The organism is Microbacterium cremeum (genome assembly GCF_015277855.1).
Classification (GTDB): Bacteria; Actinomycetota; Actinomycetes; order Actinomycetales; family Microbacteriaceae; genus Microbacterium; species Microbacterium cremeum.
Genome location: NZ_CP063812.1, coordinates 3,789,039 through 3,809,020, shown reverse-complemented (window position 1 = coordinate 3,809,020; position 19,982 = coordinate 3,789,039). Strand labels below are relative to the sequence as shown.

The 19,982-nt window shown below is 70.9% G+C and carries 17 protein-coding genes; 16 read left to right on the top strand and 1 reads right to left on the bottom strand.

Annotation, left to right across the window (positions count from 1 at the left end):
• The first annotated feature begins 17 nt into the window (after positions 1-17).
• Positions 18-437, top strand: a complete 420-nt coding sequence (locus tag IM778_RS16905; RefSeq protein WP_194409963.1) for a cupin domain-containing protein — start codon at positions 18-20, stop codon at positions 435-437.
• Positions 438-446: 9 nt separating this feature from the next.
• Here the strand turns inward: IM778_RS16905 and IM778_RS16900 are convergent, their stop codons facing one another.
• A complete protein-coding gene (locus tag IM778_RS16900) occupies positions 447-2,357 on the bottom strand; it encodes a GAF domain-containing protein (protein WP_194409962.1) in 1,911 nt (636 codons plus the stop codon).
• A gap of 168 nt (positions 2,358-2,525) precedes the next feature.
• Here IM778_RS16900 and IM778_RS16895 point away from each other — a divergent pair, with 168 nt between their 5' ends.
• From IM778_RS16895 to IM778_RS16825, 15 genes are all read left to right on the top strand, one after another.
• Positions 2,526-3,806, top strand: coding sequence for a hydroxymethylglutaryl-CoA reductase, degradative (locus IM778_RS16895; RefSeq protein ID WP_194409961.1), 1,281 nt, complete (start codon positions 2,526-2,528; stop codon positions 3,804-3,806).
• Positions 3,803-4,786 (top strand): hydroxymethylglutaryl-CoA lyase, encoded by a 984-nt coding sequence (locus IM778_RS16890; protein ID WP_194409960.1) that lies wholly within the window; start codon positions 3,803-3,805, stop codon positions 4,784-4,786. Before IM778_RS16895 ends, IM778_RS16890 begins: the two co-directional genes overlap by 4 nt.
• Positions 4,783-6,012 carry a CaiB/BaiF CoA transferase family protein gene (locus tag IM778_RS16885; RefSeq protein ID WP_194409959.1) on the top strand — a complete coding sequence of 410 codons (1,230 nt, stop codon included), beginning with the start codon at positions 4,783-4,785 and terminating at the stop codon, positions 6,010-6,012. The genes IM778_RS16890 and IM778_RS16885 overlap by 4 nt, the downstream gene beginning before the upstream one ends.
• Positions 6,009-6,827, top strand: coding sequence for an FAS1-like dehydratase domain-containing protein (locus IM778_RS16880; protein WP_194409958.1), 819 nt, complete (start codon positions 6,009-6,011; stop codon positions 6,825-6,827). The genes IM778_RS16885 and IM778_RS16880 overlap by 4 nt, the downstream gene beginning before the upstream one ends.
• A 49-nt stretch (positions 6,828-6,876) precedes the next feature.
• Positions 6,877-7,515, top strand: coding sequence for an FMN-binding negative transcriptional regulator (locus IM778_RS16875; protein WP_194409957.1), 639 nt, complete (start codon positions 6,877-6,879; stop codon positions 7,513-7,515).
• Positions 7,512-8,540, top strand: a complete 1,029-nt coding sequence (locus tag IM778_RS16870; protein WP_194409956.1) for an ornithine cyclodeaminase — start codon at positions 7,512-7,514, stop codon at positions 8,538-8,540. The genes IM778_RS16875 and IM778_RS16870 overlap by 4 nt, the downstream gene beginning before the upstream one ends.
• Before the next feature lie 67 nt (positions 8,541-8,607).
• Complete coding sequence (locus IM778_RS16865; protein WP_194411947.1) at positions 8,608-10,074, top strand: amidohydrolase; 1,467 nt, start codon at positions 8,608-8,610, stop codon at positions 10,072-10,074.
• A 7-nt stretch (positions 10,075-10,081) separates the two neighbouring features.
• Entirely contained in the window at positions 10,082-11,665 is a 1,584-nt protein-coding gene (locus IM778_RS16860) for an amidohydrolase (protein ID WP_194409955.1), read from the top strand.
• 35 nt (positions 11,666-11,700) lie between these two features.
• On the top strand, positions 11,701-12,846 hold the full coding sequence (locus IM778_RS16855) for a CaiB/BaiF CoA transferase family protein (protein ID WP_194409954.1): 1,146 nt from the start codon (positions 11,701-11,703) through the stop codon (positions 12,844-12,846).
• Between the two features lie 116 nt (positions 12,847-12,962).
• Positions 12,963-14,147 carry a M20 metallopeptidase family protein gene (locus IM778_RS16850; RefSeq protein WP_194409953.1) on the top strand — a complete coding sequence of 395 codons (1,185 nt, stop codon included), beginning with the start codon at positions 12,963-12,965 and terminating at the stop codon, positions 14,145-14,147.
• Positions 14,148-14,288: 141 nt separating this feature from the next.
• Positions 14,289-15,662 (top strand): MFS transporter, encoded by a 1,374-nt coding sequence (locus IM778_RS16845; protein ID WP_194409952.1) that lies wholly within the window; start codon positions 14,289-14,291, stop codon positions 15,660-15,662.
• The gene (locus IM778_RS16840) at positions 15,659-16,927 is read left to right on the top strand and encodes a CaiB/BaiF CoA transferase family protein (protein WP_194409951.1); all 1,269 of its coding nucleotides are present in this window, start codon (positions 15,659-15,661) and stop codon (positions 16,925-16,927) included. Before IM778_RS16845 ends, IM778_RS16840 begins: the two co-directional genes overlap by 4 nt.
• Positions 16,927-17,718, top strand: coding sequence for an enoyl-CoA hydratase/isomerase family protein (locus IM778_RS16835; protein ID WP_194409950.1), 792 nt, complete (start codon positions 16,927-16,929; stop codon positions 17,716-17,718). Before IM778_RS16840 ends, IM778_RS16835 begins: the two co-directional genes overlap by 1 nt.
• Before the next feature lie 161 nt (positions 17,719-17,879).
• Positions 17,880-19,703, top strand: a complete 1,824-nt coding sequence (locus IM778_RS16830) for a helix-turn-helix domain-containing protein (RefSeq protein ID WP_194409949.1) — start codon at positions 17,880-17,882, stop codon at positions 19,701-19,703.
• A gap of 72 nt (positions 19,704-19,775) precedes the next feature.
• Positions 19,776-19,928: a hypothetical protein gene (locus tag IM778_RS16825; RefSeq protein ID WP_194409948.1), complete on the top strand. Its 153-nt coding sequence runs from the start codon at positions 19,776-19,778 to the stop codon at positions 19,926-19,928.
• Positions 19,929-19,982: the final 54 nt, after the last annotated feature.

Genomic DNA, 19,982 nt, shown 5'->3' with positions numbered 1-19,982 from the left:
GGAGGATCAGCATGCGAGTGCAGAAGCGCGGCGACAACGCCCACGAGTGGGAGCTCTACGACGGTGCGGGAAGCATCGGCATCGAGTGGTACTTCAAGGAGACCACGGCGCTGCCCGTCTCGGTGATGCGGTATCAGCTGATGCCGGGCGCCGAGGAAGGCCAGCATCATCATCTGGCGGGCGACCCGGACAGCTGTTCCACGGACAGCTCCGACGAGATGTACGTCGTCACGCGTGGCGAGGTCGTGGTCACCTCCGGGACAGAGCGTCGGGTGCTGCATGCCGGCGATGCGTTCTACGCACCGGAGGGCATGCGGCACGGCGTGCGCAACGATTCCGACATGGTCGCCGAGCTGATCCTCGTATTCGGCCCGCGCGGGCGCCACCCGTTCTCCCAATCGGAGACGGAGGGGTTCGACGCCGACGCCGCCCGCTGAGCGCGCCCGTCACCCGCGGCGGGCCTCCAGCCGCTCACGGAGCTCGTCGAGGCGGACAGCGATCCCGATGCGGAACATCCGCTCGTCATCGCGCCAGTCCGTGCCCAGTACGTGGTCCAGGCGATCCAGGCGCTGCAGGATCGTGTTGGTGTGGAAGTTCAGCGCCCGTGCGGTGCGCGTGGGGCTGGCGTTGTTGCGGACGAACGCCCGGAGCGTGCCGAGCAGGTCGGCGTTGCGTTCGGTGTCGTACTGCCGCACAGGGCCGATCGTGTCGCGGAGGAACGCAGCCAGCCCCTGCGAGTCGGAGTCGAGCACGGCGGAGTAGGGGAGGAAGTCATCCACGTGCGCGGTGAGGTCGGACAGATCGAGTGCGGCAAGCAGCCGTGCGGTCCGCATAGCCCCTTCGAACGACGCCGGCAGCGATCCCTTCGTCGGGCGCGGCACCACGACGGTGACGGGATGCTGGATGGATGCCGCGATGTGGGCGCGAAGCTGCTCCGGTGCGATCTCACCCCCGCGGCTGGACTGAGCGGCGACGACGAAGCCGCGATACTCGCCGACGAGGGCGCGGTCGTCGAGCTGGCGTGCCAGCGCCCGTGCGGCGGACGTCTGCTGATCGCCGGGCACCGCCACGAGCAGCAGGGAATCGAGCTCCGCGAGGTCGACGCCGAGGCGCCGGGCCCGCCGGTCCACATCCGACCGCCGTTCCGGCACGTCGTCCAGGAGGTCCGCCATGAGCTCGCTGCGCACGCGGTGGTCGGCGCCCGCCGCGGCCTCCTGCTGCAGCTCGAGCAGGGCGCCGACCTGAGCCGCGCGCTCCACCGTCCGGAAGTCGACGGCGCCGAGCTCGAAGTCCCCGTCGCCGAGCAGCAGCGCGCCGAACTGCCGACTTCCTGCGGTGAGCGCCGCGACCGCGCGGACCCCAGGACCCGCGACCGCGACGCAGTGGCCGTGACGTCGGCTCTCCTCCAGTGCCGCGCGTACCGGTTCGTCGAGCGAGAGCATGACGGGCGGGAGCGGCAGACCCGCGGCGGCGATGATCCGCTCCTGCGCGTCGACGATCGCCACTGCCCGCCCGAGCGCGGAGGCGAGCGTCTCGGCCACCGGGGCGAACCCGCCGCCGGCGAGCACGGCCTGCACGAGCTCCTGGTGCACGGTGTTGGCCCGGTCGCGCTCGACCAGGTGCGCGGTGAGGCTCGCGAGCGTGCGCCTGCTGGCATCCTCGGACTCCTGCAGGTCTCGCAGCGTCTGGGTGGTCTGGAGGATGACGGACGCATGGTCGGCGAGCGCCGACAGCAGGGCGACCTCATCGGGGGAGAAGGTCTTCTCGGTCCGGTTCGCGACGAACAGCACGCCGAGCACGTCGTCGCTAGTGAGCATCGGCACGCCCAGCAGTGACACCAAGCCTTCGGCCGAGACCGCGTCGTCGATGCCGGCGTCGTGCCGTTCCTGCGCGTACCCGGTGTAGTCGGCCACCCAATGTGCTGTGCGGGACTCCACGACGACGCTCGCGAGCCCGCGGCCCGGCGGCACGCGGAGCGTCTGGAAGGACGCACTCACTGATCCGCTGGTCTCGCGGACGCGCAGCTCACGCGTGTCGGGATCGAACTCCGAAAGGTAGGCGAGATCGACCCCCATCATCTCGTGGGCGCGCTGCACGAGCCGGGCGAGCACGGCGTCGCTGTCCCGCAGCTCCGCGAGCTCGCGCGCACTGGAGAACAGGGCCGACAGCTCGTGCTCCCGTCGCCGCAGCCGCGACAGCTCGCGCTGCGCCCGGCCGACGCGCTCGACCAGCGCTGCGGCATCCATCTCGGTCGCTCCCAGTCGAAGCAGCGCATCGCTGACACCGGTCGGACCGACCCGTTCAGGGTCGTATGCGGCATCCAGGAGCGCGGCGATGGGCTCGGTGTTCTCGGGCATCGGGTTCCGAGTCTAGGTCGCGCCGACGTGCTTGACGGTGTGCCATCCGCCTACAGAGGGGCCCTGGTGCTGAGTGTTCCACCCATCGTGGGGCACGCCCGCCGCTCCTAATGTCGTCCTTGACCGCAGCGCCGAGGACCCGGTGGCGGTTCCGAAGGAAGGTGGCCGATGCCGATCAACAGCCGAATCTCAGGTCTGCGCGACCACACCCCCGACGAGCGGCTCACCCTCGTCGCAGAGCGTGCCGGTCTCGACTCGGACGCGCTGGAGGCGCTGCGGCCCGACGCCGGACTCTCGCTCGCCCAGGCCGACCACATGATCGAGAACGTGGTGGGCCTGATCGGGATCCCCGTCGGCATCGCCACGAACTTCACCATCGACGGTCAGGACCGGCTGGTCCCGATGGCCACCGAGGAGCCGAGCGTCGTCGCCGCGGCCTCCAACGCCGCCCGGGTGGCCCGCGGGCACGGCGGCTTCACCACCTCGTACACCGGCGACGTGATGATCGCGCAGATCCAGGTGCTCGACGCGGTCGAACCGCACGGCACCCGCTTCGCACTGCTCGAGGCGCGCGACGAACTGCTCGCCCTCGCGAACGAGCAGGATCCGCTGCTCGTGTCGCTCGGCGGCGGCGCGTTCGACGTCTCCGTCCGGGTCCTGCGTACGCGGGCCGGTACGCAGGTGATCCTGCACCTGCACGTCGACGTGCGCGACGCCATGGGCGCGAACGCGGTGAACACGATGGCGGAGGCGATCGCCCCGCGCGTGGCAGAGCTCGCCGGTGCCCGCACCCTGCTGCGCATCCTGACCAACAAGGCCGAGCTGCGACTCACCCGTGCGCGCGCGGTGTTCGACGCCGAACTGCTGGGCGGCGCGCAGGTCGTGGACGACATCGTCGCCGCCAGCGCCTTCGCCGAGGCAGACCCCTACCGCGCCGCGACGCACAACAAGGGCATCATGAACGGCATCACCGCCGTCGTCCTCGCCACCGGCAACGACACGCGCGCGGTGGAGGCGGGCTGCCATTCGCACGCCGCCCGCTCGGGCAGCTACGCCGCCCTGTCGCAGTTCGAGAAGGATGCCGACGGCAACGTCGTCGGCACGCTCGAGGTGCCTCTCGCCGTCGGTCTCGTCGGCGGCGCCACACGTGCGCACCCCACGGCACGGGCGGCGGTGACGCTGCTCGGAGTGCAGACGGCCCGCGAGCTCGCCGGCGCGATCGCCGCCGTCGGGCTCGCGCAGAACCTGGCCGCGTGCCGCGCGCTCGCCGCCGAGGGCATCCAGCGCGGGCACATGACGCTGCACGCCCGGACCATCGCCGCCAGCGCCGGCGCCGATGTGGACGAGATCGGGCCGGTCGCCGCGCGGATCGTCGCGGAGCGCCGGATCCGCGTCGAATACGCAAGGGAGGTTCTGGCCGAGCTGCGCGGGGACGGGGCGGGCGCATGACGCGCACCCCGCCCGGACCGCGCGTGCAGCGGGAGCCGGGGCTGCCTGCGCGAGTCACGGTGTTCGAGGTCGGCCCGCGGGACGGCCTCCAGGCCGAGACCGACATCATCCCCGCCGCCGTGAAGACGGAGCTGTGCCGCCGGCTCTACGCCGCCGGCACCCTCAACCTCGAGGTGACCAGCTTCGTGCCGCCGACATGGATTCCGCAGCTGGCGGACGCCGAGCAGGTGGTGGCCGCGCTCGACGTGCCGGACGGGGCTCGGGCCGTGGGCCTGGTGCCGAACCTCCGCGGGCTCCAGCGTGCCCTCGATGCCGGCATCAGGGAGGTGTCCGTCGTGGTCAGCGCCACCGAGGCGTTTGCGCAGGCCAACCTCAACACCACCCGCTCCGGTGCGATCGACCGTGCAGTGGAGGTCGTCGCCGCCGCGACGGCGCAGGGTATCCCGGTGCGCGGCTACGTCTCGATGGCGTTCGGCGATCCCTGGGAAGGGGCGGTCGACACGGCTGCCGTCACCGAGGCGGCGGCCGTGCTGCACCAGGCGGGGAGCCGCACCGTCGCCCTCGGCGATACCATCGGCGTCTCTACCCCCGGTTACACGGCCGCGGTCATCGCCGAGACTCTTGCGGCAGGCATCCCCGTCGAATCCCTCGCGCTGCATCTGCACGATACTTACGGTCAGTCGCTGGCGAACGTGCACGCCGCGCTGCGCCTGGGTGTCGCGGAGTTCGACTCCTCGGTAGGGGGCCTCGGTCGCTGCCCGTACGCCAAGGGCGCGACAGGTAACCTCGCGACAGAGGACCTGGTGTGGATGCTGCACGGCCTCGGAATCGAGACCGGGCTCGATCTCGACGCCCTCGCGGCCACCACGCTCTGGCTCTCCCGGATCCGCAACGTGCGTGCCTCATCCAACGTGGCTCGCGCGCTCGCTGCGGCTGGGTTCGACACGCCGGATCCCGTACTGGAGGCACCGTCCGCATGACCCTCAGCCCGCTCCCCGCACCCGGTGCGCTCGCCGGGGTCACCGTGCTCGACTTGTCCCGAGTGCTCGCCGGCCCGTACGCCGCGCAGATGCTCGCGGATCTCGGCGCCACGGTGATCAAGATCGAGAATCCACGCGATCCCGACGTATCGCGCGGCTTCCCGCCCTACCTCACCGACGGCGAGGAGGAGTTCAGCGCCTACTACGCGCAGTACAACCGAGGCAAGCTCGGCGTGGGACTGGACCTCGCCACGCCGGAGGGCGTGCAGGTGCTCAAGGATCTCGTGTGCTCGGCCGATGTGCTCGTCGAGAACTTCCGGCCCGGCACGATGGACAAGCTCGGCGTCGGCTACGACGTTCTGAGAGAGGTGAACCCGAAGCTCGTGTACACCGCCATCTCGGGCTACGGCCGGACCGGTTCGCGCAGCAGACGCCCCGCCTTCGACAACACCGCACAGGCCGCCGGCGGGATCTGGTCGATGAACGGCTACGCCGACCAGCCGCCGGTGCGGGTCGGGGTCACGATCGGCGACCTCTCCGCCACCCTCTTCGCGGTCGTCGGAACGCTGGCCGCGCTCCGGCACGCCGAGACGACCGGGGAGGGCCAGGTCGTCGACGTCGCGCAGGTCGACAGCATCGTCGCCCTGACCGAGACCGCGGTGGTCGACTACACCGTCAACGGCGCGGTGGCCTCGCCCCAGGGCAACGCCCACGCGTGGGTGCGCCCCTACGAGCTGTTCGACTGCGCCGACGGCCAGGTGTTCTTCGGCGCGTACACCGACAAGCTGTGGAACGCGAGCTGCGACCTGTTCGGCACCCCGGAGCACAAGGACGACCCGGAGCTCGACACGATGCGCAAGCGATTCGACGCCGACGTGTACGAGCGTCGCGTCAAGCCCATCGTGGCGGGGTGGCTCGCGACGCGCACGAAGCAGGAGCTCGAGGACCTCGCCGGCGACATCGTGCCCCTCACCGCGATCAAGACGATCGGCGAGGTCGTGGACGATCCCGGCACGGCCGAGCGCGACATGATCGTGTCCGCCGACTACGGCGATCTGGGTGTGCTGCGGATGTTCGGCCAGCCGATCAAGCTGTCGGCCACGCCCGCGACCCCGGCGCGTACGGCCAACCGGTTCGCGGAGCACGCCGACCAGGTGCTCGCCGAGTTCGCCGGGTACGACGCCGAGCGCATCGCCGAGCTGCGGGCGGCGGGAGCTCTGCCGTGACCGTCGTGCGCACCGAACGGATCGGGGAAGCGGTCGTCGAGGCCTATCGCGGCACGTTCGCCGTCGCCGACGCCCCGGCACGCGACGGCCACGAGCTGCCCCCCGCGTGGGAGGGCGTGTTCTTCCCGTACACGGCCGCGCTCGCCGATCTGCGCCCCGACGGCTCGCCCGCTCGAGACGGGGTCGTGCCCGAGGTGGACCTGCCGCGCCGCATGTACGCGGGCGAGACGACGGAGTTCCTCCGGCCGATCCGCATCGGCGACGACGTGACGCAGACCACGAGCCTCGGCTCCGTCGTCGAGAAGGCCGGCTCGCGTGGCCGGCTGATGTTCGTGGACGTCGAGCGCGAGTACGCCGTGAGCGGCGAGACGGCGGTGCGCAGCGTCTGGCACGACGTGTTCCTGGAGGCCGCCGATCCGGCCGCTCCGGCGCGACCGGCGCGGCCCGATCCCTCCGCCTCGGCGGACGCGGATTGGGTCGAGGAGCTGACACCGGACGCCCGGCAGCTGTTCCGCTTCTCAGCGCTGACGTTCAACACGCACCTCATCCACTACGACCGCGCGTGGGCACGCGACGTAGAGGGTCTGCCCGACCTCCTCGTGCACGGTCCGCTCACACGCATCCTCCTGATGGACGCCGCGCGCCGACACGTGCCCGGCCGCCGGCCCGCACGTCTGGACGTGCGCGCGATCGCGCCGGTTCTCGTGGATCGCCCGCTGCGGATCGTCGGGCGCACCGAGGGCGACGCGACTCGCGTGACCGCCGTGGACGACGAGGATGTCGTCCTCGCGACCGCGGACGTGGACTGGGCGTGAGAGCACTCCACCGCCCCGACATCCGCGCCTTGATCGCATTGGAGTCATCATGAGACCGAACCCCGACTACGCGCTCGACGACATCGACGCCGTCCGCGCGCTCGTGCGCGAGCATCCCTGGGCGACGATCGTCAGTCACGTGCCGGGGGGAGGCCTCGTCGCGTCGCACTATCCGGTCCTTCTCGACGAGAGCGCGGATGGCGTCGTGCTGCTCAGTCACGTCGGTCGTCCGGATGAGCGACTGCACCGGCTGGGCTCGCACGAGCTGATGGTGATCGTCTACGGTCCGCAGGGCTATGTCTCGCCCGGCTGGTACGAGACGCCGACGGCCGTCCCGACCTGGGACTTCGCCGTCGCGCACCTGTTCGGGACTCCGGAGATCCTTTCGGACGAGGAGAACCTGCAGGTGCTGGAGCGCCTCGTCGCGCGGTTCGAGAGTGCGCTGCCCGAGCCGTTCCTGATGAACAGGACGCTGGAGAACGCGGACTACGCTGCGCGGATCGTGCACGGCACGGTCGGGTTCCGGATGCGGGCGGAGCGCATCGAGGCGAAGGAGAAGATGAGCCAGGACAAGCCCGCCGAGGTGATCGCACGGGTCGTCGAGGCCCTGCGCAGACCGGGCCCGTATGAGAACCCGAAGCTCGCCGACCGGATCGCGACCGTGAACGGACAGGAGGTGCCGACATGACCGCCTTCGTGGGCGTCGCCGACATCGTGCAGTGGATCTCGCGCCGCGGAGCCGAGGCGATCTTGGCCGAGCTGACCGACGTCATCGAGGCCGACTTCCGTCGCTGGGAGTCGTTCGACAAGACGCACCGGATCGCGAGTCACACGCCGTTCGGCGTGATCGAGCTGATGCCGATCAGCGATCCGGACGTGTACGCCTTCAAGTACGTCAACGGCCACCCGTTCAACCCGGCCCGGGGCTATCAGACGGTGACAGCGTTCGGCGTGCTGGCCGACGTGCACAACGGCTACCCGGTGTTCCTGGCCGAGATGACCCTGCTCACCGCGCTGCGCACCGCCGCCACCTCGGCGATGGTCGCCCGGCACCTCGCCCGCGCGGACTCCACCACGATGGCGATGATCGGTGCCGGGAGCCAGGCGGAGTTCCAGGCCCTGGCCTTCCGTGCGGTGCTCGGAATCGACCGGCTCCGGGTCTACGACGTGGACCCCGCGGCATCCGCCAAGTTCGTGCGCAACCTCGCGCCGCGCGGCTTCGACATCACCATCTGCGCGTCCGCGTCCGAAGCGGCATCCGGTGCCGACGTCGTCACGACCTGCACGGCCGACAAGGCGGTCGCGCAGGTGCTCACCGACGCCGACGTCGCGCCGGGCATGCATATCAACACCATCGGCGGCGACTGCCCGGGCAAGACGGAGCTCGACCCGCGGATCCTCGGGCGCGGACCCGTGTTCGTGGAGTACGCACCGCAGACCCGCATCGAGGGCGAGATCCAGAACGTCGCGCCCGATTTCCCCGTAACGGAATTCTTCAGGGTGGTCACGGGGGCGGCCAGGGGCCGCAGCTCGGCCGACGAGGTGACGGTGTTCGACTCCGTCGGATTCGCGATCGAGGACTTCTCGGCCCTCCGCTACCTCCGTGCCGATGTCGCAGGCACGGGCCTAGAGAGGCACATCGACCTGGTCGCCGCACCCGACGATCCGAAGGATCTCTTCGGCTTCGCGACTGCACCTGTTCCCGCCTTCTGACGTGTCCACGCCACGCGACCTGTGCCACATCGCGTACCGCTGCCACTTTCCTGATCGGAGCATCATGATGGAGCCCGTGACTCTCCGGGGCGCCCGCCCGTTCGACGGCGGCGAGCCCGTCGACCTCGTCCTCCGCGACGGCGTCATCGCCGAGATCGCGCCTCTCGGCACTGCGGACGCCTCCGGCGAGGTCGTCGACGTCGATGGTCGCTGGATCGGGCCCGGGCTGTGGGATGCGCACGTGCACTTCACGCAGCATGTGATCCGCCGCCGTCGGCTCGACCTCACCGAGACCCGCACGGCGGACGATGTGCTCGACGTCGTCCGGCGCGCCGGCGCCGCGGACGCGCCGCTGACGAACGGCATCCTCATGGGGTACGGCTTCCGCGACGGCCTGTGGCCCGTGCCGGCGACGCTCGTGGCGCTGGACGAGGTCGTGCCGGATGTGCCGGTCGTGCTCGTCAGCGGCGACCTGCACTGCGGGTGGATGAACAGCGCAGCCGCCCGGCGCTTCGGCGTCGAGCTCGACGCCACCGGACTGCTCCGCGAGGGCCCGTGGATCAGCCTGCTGCACTCTTTCGACGAGGCCTCCCAGCTGCCGCTGAGCGCCTACCGCGAGGCGGCAGACGCCGCTGCGGCACGGGGCGTGGTCGGAATCGTCGAGTATGAGAAGACCGACAACGTCGCCGAGTGGTCGTCGCGCACTGCGGGCGGGGTCACGAGCCTCCGCGCCGACATCGCGGTGTGGCCAGACCTGCTCGAGTCGGCGATCGCCGCCGGACGCCGCACGGGCGACGCCGTGGACGACCAGGGGCTCATCAGGTTCGGACGCCTCAAGGTCGTGGTGGACGGCTCGCTCAACACCCGCACCGCGTGGTGCTGGGACCCGTACCCCGGCATGGATGCGGGGCACCCGCACGCGTGCGGAATCGAGGGCGTGCCCATCACCGAACTGCGGCGCCTGCTTGAGCGGGCTCGCGACGCCGGCATCGAGGCTGCCGTGCACGCCATCGGCGACCGCGCGAACACCGAGGTGCTCGACACGTTCGAAGCGCTGGGCATGAAAGGCGTGATCGAGCACGCGCAACTCGTCCGCGACGACGACTTCGCCCGGTTCGCAGAGCTCGGGCTGATCGCGAGCGTTCAGCCCGAGCACGCCATGGACGATCGCGACGTGGCCGACCACCACTGGGCCGGCCGTACGGGCCGTGCCTTCGCATTCAGGTCACTGCATCGCGCCGGCGCCGCCCTGCGCCTGGGCTCCGACGCCCCGGTCGCGCCGCTGGACCCATGGATCTCGCTGGCCGCGGCCACCGCTCGCAGCCGCGGCGACCGGGAGGCGTGGCATCCCGAGCAGCGGCTGCCGCTGAATGTCGCGCTCGCCGCCTCGGTGCGCACGTCTCTGGCGATGGGCCAGCCCGCCGACCTCGTGCTCACCGAACGCGACCCGTATGCGAGCGACCGCGACGAGCTGCGCGCGATGCCGGTCGCCGCGACGCTGCTCGGCGGCCGGTTCACCTGGCGGGAGGTCTGAGACGGCCATGACGACGACGACCTTCACCAACGCTCGGGTGTTCACGGGCGAGTCCGAGACCGCATTCGCTTCGGCCTTCCGGATCACGGACGGCCTCGTGGATTGGGTCGGGGAGGCGGCGGATGTCACCGAACCGGGGGCCATCGACCTCGGCGGCCGGACGGTCGTGCCCGGGCTTCTGGACAGCCATACCCACCCGGCGCTGCTGGCAGGGACCGCGGCGGCGGTGGAGTGCTTCCCGCCTGCCGTGACGTCCATGGACGCGCTGGTCGACACGCTCCAGCGGCACGCCGGGACGGTGACCGGCCCGGACGGGTGGGTGCTCGGCCGCGGGTTCGACGACACGAAGTTCGCGGACGGCCGCATGCCGACCGCGGCGGATCTCGACCGCATCGCCACGGACCGTCCCGTGCTGGTCTGGCGCTGCGACGCCCACTCCGCCGTGTGCAACTCGCGCGCCCTGGAGCTCGCCGGCATCACCGCGCACACGCCTGACCCGGACGGCGCACGGTTCGAACGGAACGCGGACGGCAACCCCAACGGCGTGCTCACGGAGATCGCCGCCGTCGACGCGGTTGCGAAGTTCATCCCTGCGCCCACGCGCGACGAACAGCTCGCCGCCATCGGGTCGATCGGCGACGAGCTGGCCTCGCGCGGCATCGTCGCCGTGTGCGACCTGCTGTCCACTCGGATCGATGATCCGCTCGCGACATTCCGTGCCGCCGCCGAGCGCGGTCTGCGCACGCGGGTCGCGCTCTACCCGGGCTGGGATCCGGCGGCTCCGCTGGCCGACCTCGATCCGGGTGATCGCGAGGGGCAGATCCGCGTGGCAGGCGTGAAGGTCGTGCTCGACGGCGCCTATTCCAACCGCACGGCCTGGGTGCATGCGCCCTACCCGGACTCGTGCGACCACGGCCTGCGCCTGGTCGACGACGAGGACGTCCTCGCCGCGGGCGACTGGGCCCGGCGCAACGGCGTGCAGCTCGCGGTCCATGCCATGGGCGACCGGGCGCTGGATCGCGTGGTGGAGCTCTTCGAGGATGCCGAGCCCTGGCTCGACGGCATCCCCTCGGTGCGGATCGAGCATGCCACGATCGTCAGCGGCGCCTATCTGGAGCGCCTGACCTCGGCGCGGATGTCGTTCGGCGTCGCGACGCACACCGTGTTCTTCTTCGCCGAGTACGACGGCTACGAGAAGGCCCTGCGCGTGGAGCAGGTGCCGGACGCCTATCCGATCGCCCGTCTGTACGACGGTCTCGGCCCGCTCGCGCTGTCGTCCGACCGACCCGCCACCGCCTGGAGCGGCGCCGACGACGTGATGCTGTCGGTCGAAGCGGCCGTCCGCCGCCGCACCTACAACGGCGTGGAGTTCGGCCCCGAGGCCGCGATCACGGTGCCGCAGGCGCTGCTGCTGTACACCTCGCGGGCGGCGTCCCTCTCGCCGCTGACCGGCGTGGGCACGATCGCACCCGGCTTCGACGGCAGCTTCGCCGTGCTCGACCGCGACGTCTTCACCGTGCCCGTCGAAGAGATCGCCGCCGTCCGCGTCGCCGAGACCTGGATCCGCGGCGAGCGGGTCTTCGCCTGCTGACCTGATCGGCACGACGACAGCCGAGGGGCTCACACATGACCGACGACATGAACGGGGCGTTCCGGCCGCTCTCCGGCATCCGCATTCTCGACTTCACGCGCCTGCTCGCCGGTCCCTACGCCACGATGACGCTCGCGGAGCTCGGTGCCGACGTGATCAAGGTCGAGCAGCCCGGCATCGGCGACGAGACGCGGCACTGGGGTCCACCGTTCGTGCACGGCGCGAGCGCGTACTTCCACGCGATCAATCGCGGCAAGCGCAGCATCGCACTCGACCTCGCCGATCTCGCCGACCGCGACGTCGCCCACCGACTCGTCGGCTCTGCGGACGTGCTGGTGGAGAGCTTTCGCCCCGGCGTCGCCGACCGGCTCGGGATCGGTGCTGCGGCGATGCGCGAGCGGTTCCCGCGGCTCGTGTACGCCTCGATCAGCGGCTTCTCGCAGCGCGGGCCGCTCTCGGCGGAGCCGGGCACGGCGGTGACGGTGGAGGCGGAATCCGGGCTGATGCACGTCACCGGCTACGAGGGCGCCGATCCGGTGCGCTCGGGCGTCGCGATGGTTGACATCGCGACGGGCATGTCGATGATCAACGGGGTGCTCGCCGCGCTGCTCGAGCGAGAGCGCACGGGGGTCGGCCGCCGGCTCGAGTTCTCGCTGTTCGCCACCGCGCTCAGTTCGCTCGGCACGGTCATCGCCGCGGCCTCGGCCGGCGCGCCGCCGTCGAAGCCGTGGGGCAGCTCCCATCCGTCGATCGTCCCGTACCGTGCGTTCGCGGCCGCCGACGGGTACGTGGTGCTGGGAGCGACGAATGACGCCATGTTCGCCCGGCTCGTCGCCGCGCTCGATCTCGGCGACGAGGTCGGCGCTGCACGCTGGGCTCGCAACCGGGACCGGGTGGAAGGACGAGACGAGCTCGAAGGCATCCTCGCCGCGCGGATGGCCGAGCTCCCCGTCGACGCCGTCGTCGAGACATTGAAGGCTGCGCGCGTGCTGGTCGCCCGGGTGCGCAGCCCCGAAGATGCCGCTCGGGGCCCGCAGGCCGACGCGCTGGGGCTCATCGAGCACGACGACGGCGTCTCGATCGCGCGCTCGGCGCTGGGGACCAACGGCACCCGGCATCTCCCGCGCGCACCGCAACTCGATGCGGACGGTGCGCAGCTGCGCGCCGAGCTGGGGCTCTGATGACGGGATGCCGGGGGCCCGGCGATCCGGTGAAGGCGCTGCCCGCGAGTCAGAGCGACGGACATGGATCGGGGTCGCTCGGTGAGATCCCGACACACGGAGAGGGCGGATTCCGGATGAGAGCACAGTTCGAGGCCGCGGCGGAGGAGCTTCGCGACGACCTGGTCGCGGTGCGGCGTGAGCTGCACGAAGCGGTGGAGGTGGGTCTGGATCTCCCGCAGACGCAGACGATCCTGCTGCGCGAGCTGGACGGGCTGGGGCTGGAGATCAGCCGCGGCAAGTCGCTGTCGTCGATCACTGCGGTGCTGCGCGGCGGACGTCCGGGTCCCGTCGTGCTGCTGCGCGGCGACATGGACGGGTTGCCGATCGCCGAAGCGACCGGCCTCCCGTTCGCCTCGACCTCGGGCGCGATGCACGCGTGCGGGCACGACCTGCACATGGCGGGAGTCCTCGGGGCCGCCCGGCTTCTCGCCGACCGGCGCGAGGAGCTGCCCGGAACCGTCGTGTTCATGTTCCAGCCGGGCGAGGAGGGGCAGGCCGGCGGTCGCCTCATGATCGATGAGGGCGTGCTCGATGCGGCGGGCGAGAGGCCCGTCGCGGCCTACGCGCTCCACGTCGACAGCGCCACCCCGCGCGGCCGGCTCGTCACCCGCGAGGGAACGATGATGGCCAGCGCCAGTGCGCTGCGGATGACCCTGCGCGGCACCGGCGGCCACGCCGCGTTCCCTCAGCTCGCGATCGATCCGGTGCCGGTGGCCGCGCAGCTCATCCTCGCCGTGCAGGCGTTCGCCGCCCGCCGCCTGCCCGCGACGGACCAGGCCGTGCTCTCGATCACGCGGCTCCGCAGCGACTCGGAGGCCGGCAACGTGCTGTCGGCGACCGTCGACATCGAGGCGAACATCCGCACGCTGTCGACGGCGACGCTCGACACCGTGCGCGAGCACCTGCCCGCCCTGCTGGCCGGCATCGCCGAGGCGAACGGCTGCACTCTGGACACGGAGTTCATCGCGTCGTACCCCGTAACCTACAACGACCCCACCGAGACCCGAGAGGTGCTCGCCGCACTCGATGAGCTGGTGGGGGCGGAGCGCGTGACGCGGCTGGAAGCGCCGTCGATGGCGTCCGAAGACTTCTCGTACGTGCTGCAAGAGGTGCCGGGAACGCTGGTGTTCGTCGGCGCGGCCCCTGACAGCGGCCCGCTGCCGCTGCACTCCGAGCACGCCCTCTTCGACGACGCCGTCCTCCCGCTGCAGGCGACGGTGCTCGCCGAGCTCGCCTGGCGGCGGCTCGAGCGCGGCTGACCGAGGAACAGAGAGGGAGGCTGCGGCAGCCATATCCTCGCTCATGAATGTGGCCGGCGCGCACATACTCCGATGCGACCCGCCCTGACAGGCTGGGTCGAGCCGTCGTCAGTGGTGACGCGGTGGAAGGGATTCACCATCATGACCTCGGCACCCACCGGGACCCTCGCCTCACCGGAGAGCTCTGCGCCCTCCGATACCGCCGCCTCCTCGCAGATCCGCACGATCGTCGCCTCGAGCGTCGTCGGCACCACGGTGGAGTGGTTCGACTTCTTCGCCTACTCCACGGCTGCCGCGCTCATCCTCAACTCGCTGTTCTTCCCGGAGTACGACCCGCTCGTCGGCACGATCCTCGCCTTCGGCGGCATCGCCGTCGGCTACTTCGGACGACCGCTCGGATCCATCGTGTTCGGCCACTTCGGCGACCGGATCGGCCGCAAGCGGATGCTTGTGCTGTCGCTGGTGACGATGGGCATCGCCACTTTCCTCATCGGCCTCCTGCCGACGTACGCCGCGATCGGGGTCGCTGCCCCGATCCTCCTCATGGTGCTGCGTTTCGTGCAGGGCTTCGCTCTCGGCGGCGAGTGGGGCGGTGCGGTCCTGCTCGTCGTCGAGCATGCCGCACCGCGTCGGAGAGCGTTCCTGGGCAGCTTCCCCCAGGTGGGCCTCGCGCTCGGACTCACGCTGTCCACTCTTGTCTTCCTGCCGCTGGTGGCGCTTCCCGGCGACGCGTTCGCAACGTGGGGTTGGCGGATCCCCTTCCTGATCAGCGCCGTCCTGGTGCTGGTCGGTCTGTTCATCCGGCTTCGCATCACCGAGACGCCCGAGTTCGAGGAGATGCGCAGCGCGGGGCAGGCCGCGCGCGTGCCGCTGTGGGACACGCTCAAGACGCACACCGCTCAGGTGCTGCTCGCCGCGCTCAGCTTCGCCGTGATCGGCGCCGTCTTCTACATGCTCTTCACGTTCAGCCTCACCTACGGCACCGAGTTCATCGGACATGACCCGTCGCAGATGCTGACCATCGCGACGATCTGCTCGGTGCTCGCCCTCGGCGGTCTGCCGCTGGCCGGCCGGTTCGCCGACCGCTTCGGCGTCGCCCGGGTTTTCGGTGGCGGAACGGTGCTCTCGATCGTCCTCGCCTTCCCGGCGTTCTGGCTGATCGACACCGGCAGCCTGGCCGCGGCGTATGTCGCCTATATCGCCATGACCATCGGCTTCTGCGCCACGTACGGCACGCTCGGTGTGCTGTACGCGCAGGCGTTCGCGGTCCGCATCCGCTACACCGGGATGTCGCTGGCCCTCGGCATCGGCACCATCGCCGGATCGGCGTTCGTGCCGATGATCTACCTCGAGCTGCTGTCGGTGTTCGAGGGGTCGTGGGCGATCGCGCTCTACATCGTCGCGGCCGGCCTCGTGACGCTCGTCTCGTCGGCGCTGCTGCACCGCCTCACCGCTCGCGCCACGCGCCGTGCCGAGGCACCCGTCCCCGCCGTCTCGAAGGGATCCGCTCGATGATCGACGCGACCGCCCACAGCCCGGTGCTGGACGCCTGGGAGGAGGTCGACGCTGCGCACGGGTCGCTCGCGGGTGTCGTCGTCGTCGACGTGACGCGCGTCGTGGCCGGACCGTACTGCTCGATGATCCTCGCCGATCTCGGCGCGACGGTGATCAAAGTGGAGAACCCGGACGACCCGGACTACACCCGCACCTTTCCGCCGCTCCTGCCGCGAGAGGGAGCGGAGCCGCTGAGCGGGTTCTTCGCCCAGTACAACCGCAACAAGCTCGGCATGACGTTGAATCTGAAGAGCCCGGACTCCGCCGACGTGCTCGACCGGCTCGTGGCGCGGGCCGACGTACTTGTGGAGAACTTCCGCCCCGGCACCATGGATCGGCTCGGACACGGCTACGAGCGGCTGCGGCAGGTCAACCCGCGCCTCGTCTACGCCGCGCTCAGCGGCTACGGGCAGTCCGGCCCGTACCGCAGCAGGCCGGCATATGACAACAGCGCCCAGGCGACCGGAGGTCTGTGGTCGATGAACGGCCCGGCGGGCGGGCCGCCCACTCGCGTCGGGACCATCATCGGCGACCTGGCGGCGAGCCTGTACGGCGTGATCGGGGTGCTGGCCGCCCTCCGGCACGTCGAGCGGACCGGCGAGGGCCAGTTCGTGGACGTCTCACAGCAGGACTCGGTGCTCACCCTCACCGAGAACGCCGTGGTGTCGTACACCGCCGAGAGCAAGGTCCCCGAGCCGCTGGGAAACGCCCATCCATTCGTCCGTCCCTACGAGCTGTTCCCGTGCCGCGACGGCTACGTGTTCTTCGGCGGCTACACCGACAAGTTCTGGCGGATCTCGTGCGAGACGTTCGGGAGCGCCGCCGACTGGGACGCGCACCCCGACCTCCACACCATGGCGACCCGTTTCGACGGCGACGTGTACCGCGAGCAGGTGCGACCGATGATCGAGCGCTGGTTCGCGCACCGCACGAAGGCAGAGCTCGAGGCACTCGCGGGCGATCTCGTGCCGTTGAGTGCGGTGAAGGATATCGGCGAGGTCGTCGAGGATCCTCAGATCGCCGCGCGCGACATGATCGTCGAGGCCCAGTACCCCGGGCACGGCGCGCTGCGAACGTTCGGGTCGCCGATCAAACTGGACCGCACGCCGCCGCGAACGGGAGGTCTGGCCCCCGAGACCGGTCAGCACACGACGGATGTCCTGCGCGATCTGCTCGGCTTCACCGCCGACGAGGTCGACGCCCTGCGCTCGGGCGGGACCGTCTGATGGGCAGGGTCCGGCTGGAGCGCTCCGGCGGCATCGGCGTCATCACGATCGACCGACCCGACAAGCTCAACGCGCTCACGCTGGCGATGTACGGCGAACTGGGCGAGGCGTTCGCCGAGGTCCGCGACGACCCGCGAATCGGTGTGGCGGTTCTCACGGGCGCGGGCGACCGGGCGTTCTGCGTCGGCGCCGACCTGGCCGAATCCATCCCCGCGCTCACCGAGGAGCGCTTCGACATCAGCGAGTGGGATGCCGCCCACCAGAAGCACTCCACGCTCGAGAAGCCGGTGGTCGCGGCTGTCAACGGGCTGTGCTTCGGCGGCGGGTTCGAGATCATGCTCTCCACCGACATCCGGCTGGCTTCTGCCGATGCCGTTTTCGCGCTGCCTGAGACCGGCGTCGGGGTCGTGCCGGCGGGTGGGACGCTGGTGCGGTTGATCCGGCAGATCCCCTATGCGTTCGCGATGGATCTGATGCTCCGCGGCACTCGCATCGACGCCGACACCGCGCTGCGGTACGGGCTCGTGAACAGGGTTGTGCCGGGGGCGGAGGTGTACGCCGAGTCGATCGCCGTGGCAGAAGAGCTGCTCTCCAAGAGCGGCACCGCCGTCGCGACCGTGAAGCGGGCGGTGCGCTCGCTGGCAGATCTGCCCGAGGACGAGGCGTTCCGGCAGGAAGCGGTGCTCGGTCAGCAGGCTTTCGCGAGCGACGACGCCCGCGAAGGGCTCTCGGCCTTCGCCGCGCGGCGCCCGCCGGTGTTCCCGTCGCACGTCGGCGCCGGGGTGGCATGACCGGCGATCGTCGCTCCTAGACTGCTGTCAGTCTCATCGCCGCTGCCCGAGGAGGTGCGTTGGCCGACACGCCACGTGCACGCCCGCGCTCCGCGGCGGCGGCGCTCGTTCGCGAGGTCGTCGTCGCAACGCGCGCCGAACCCGGTAGCGGGATGGCTGCGTTGGCTCAGCTCTTGGCCCACGCGGACGTCGCGGCGACCGAGGCCGAGGAGCTCCTCGCGTCGGTGCGAGAGTCGCAGCAGTCCACGGCGCGCCTGCGCCGTCGCGCCGCTGAACTGGAGGCGCTGTTCTCCACGGCCCGCGAACTGGTGCGTCTGCAGGACGTGACCGACGTGCTGCGCCGCCTGGTGGAACGCGCTCACGAGCTGATGGGCACGGACGTCACCTACCTCTCGGAAGTCGACAACGAGAGCGGCGATCTGCGTGTGCGGTATTCCGCAGGCACCGTGACACCCGAGTTCAGGGACCTGGTGGTTCCCGCCGGGTTCGGCCTCGCCACCATGGTCGCGAGCACGCGTGAGCCGGCCTGGGTGAGGGAGTATGCGCGGATGGGGGAGGCGCCGCACGACCCCACGATCGACGCCGCTGTCGAGCGCGAGGGACTGGTGTCGTTCCTCGGCGTGCCGCTCGCCGTGGGGGACCAGGTGCTCGGCGCCCTGTTCGCGTGCAACCGGTTCGCGCACGACTTCATCCCCGACCAGGTGCTGCTTCTCTCGGCTTTCGCCGATCACGCCGCGAGCGTGCTGCACAGCGCTCGAGTGCTGGCCGAGAGCGCGGCGGCCCGTGCGCGTGCTGAGGACGCATATCGGGAGCTGGAGAGTCATGTCGCCGCGACCCACGTCGCCAGCAGCGTCCATGAAGAGCTGACCGCTGCGGTGATGTCGGGCGGTACTGTCGTCGACCTCGTCGCGACCGTATCCGACCGGTTGGGGCGCCGGGTATGGGCGCTCGACGAGACCGGACGTCCGCTCGACGCCCCGAGCTCAGGCCTGCCGTCCCGGCGCGCGCTCGCCGATGCGATGCGGGAGAGTCAGGCGAGCGGGCACGCCGCTACGATCGTCGAGGATCGGCGACATTGGATCGTCGTGGCGATCCTCGGCGCGGACCGCGTGCTCGGAGCGATGGTCGCGGAGGAAGGCGACGCGCCAGCCGACGCCGTCGCACGGCCGACGCTCGAGCGCGCGGCGCACGTCGCCGCGCTGGTGTCGTTCAAGCGCGATGCCGTGACCGCATTGCGCGTCCAGCGGCGCGCACGTCTCCTGCTCGGGCTTCTCGACGCGCCGGAAGGACGGCTCTCCGAGCTCTCGGCCGAGCTCGCGACGCCGATCACCGCGTGCGCGGTGATCGACGTGCGTGGCCGTGACCGGGCGCTTCCCGTGGCGGCAGACACGGTGGGAGACGATGGCTTGGTGGCGCAGCGCGAGCACCACCTGATCATCGCGTGGGCCGTGCCGGATCCCGCGGCAGCCACCGAGCGGGTCCGGCGCGCGCTCGCCGACCATCTGCGCGACTCGGAGGTGACCGCGGTGGCCGGCCCGGACCTCGCAGGCGTCGCAGAGCTGCACAACGCCGTGGACCGCGCGGCAAGAGACATTCGCTTCCTGGCCCCGCTGGGGATCACGGGCGCGACCGTCCGCTCGGACGCGTTCGCGCCGTATCACGTGCTCACCTCGGCGGAGCCTGAGACGGCTGCGCGGTACGTGGACGACCTGCTCGGTCGGGTGCGGGCGTGGGACACCCGACGCGGCACCGCGCTCGTGGAGACCCTCGCGACGTACTTCGACAGCGGTGAGAGCCGCCAGGGTGCGGCGGCGGCCCTGCGTGTCCACACGAACACGGTGCAGCAACGCTTGGAACGCATCTGGTCCCTGATCGACGGCGACTGGAACGACCCCGAGTTCCGCTTCCGCGTCCAGGCCGCGGTGCGTCTCGATCGATTGCGCCGCACGCTCGTGGGCGGTGACGAGACGCGCTCATCCGGCTGACCACGGGCGAGAGTGGAGGAAGCCGCCACACTTCGCTGGGATACCGAGCTGGACACGGAGCAGGTCAGGTGCTTGTTCAGCACACCGACGCAGCGCGGGATGCGACGGGATGCCGAGCACGGCCGCGACCACACCGCTCTGTGGCACGAGGTGTGGGTCCCGAACGAGCGCGACTTCGAGGCGCGCTTCTCGCCTCGGGAGCGAGCCGACGTGCTGGTGCGCTGAGCACCGTCCGGAGGCACGGCATCCGTCGCCGACCCCGCCCCGAACCGCACCCGC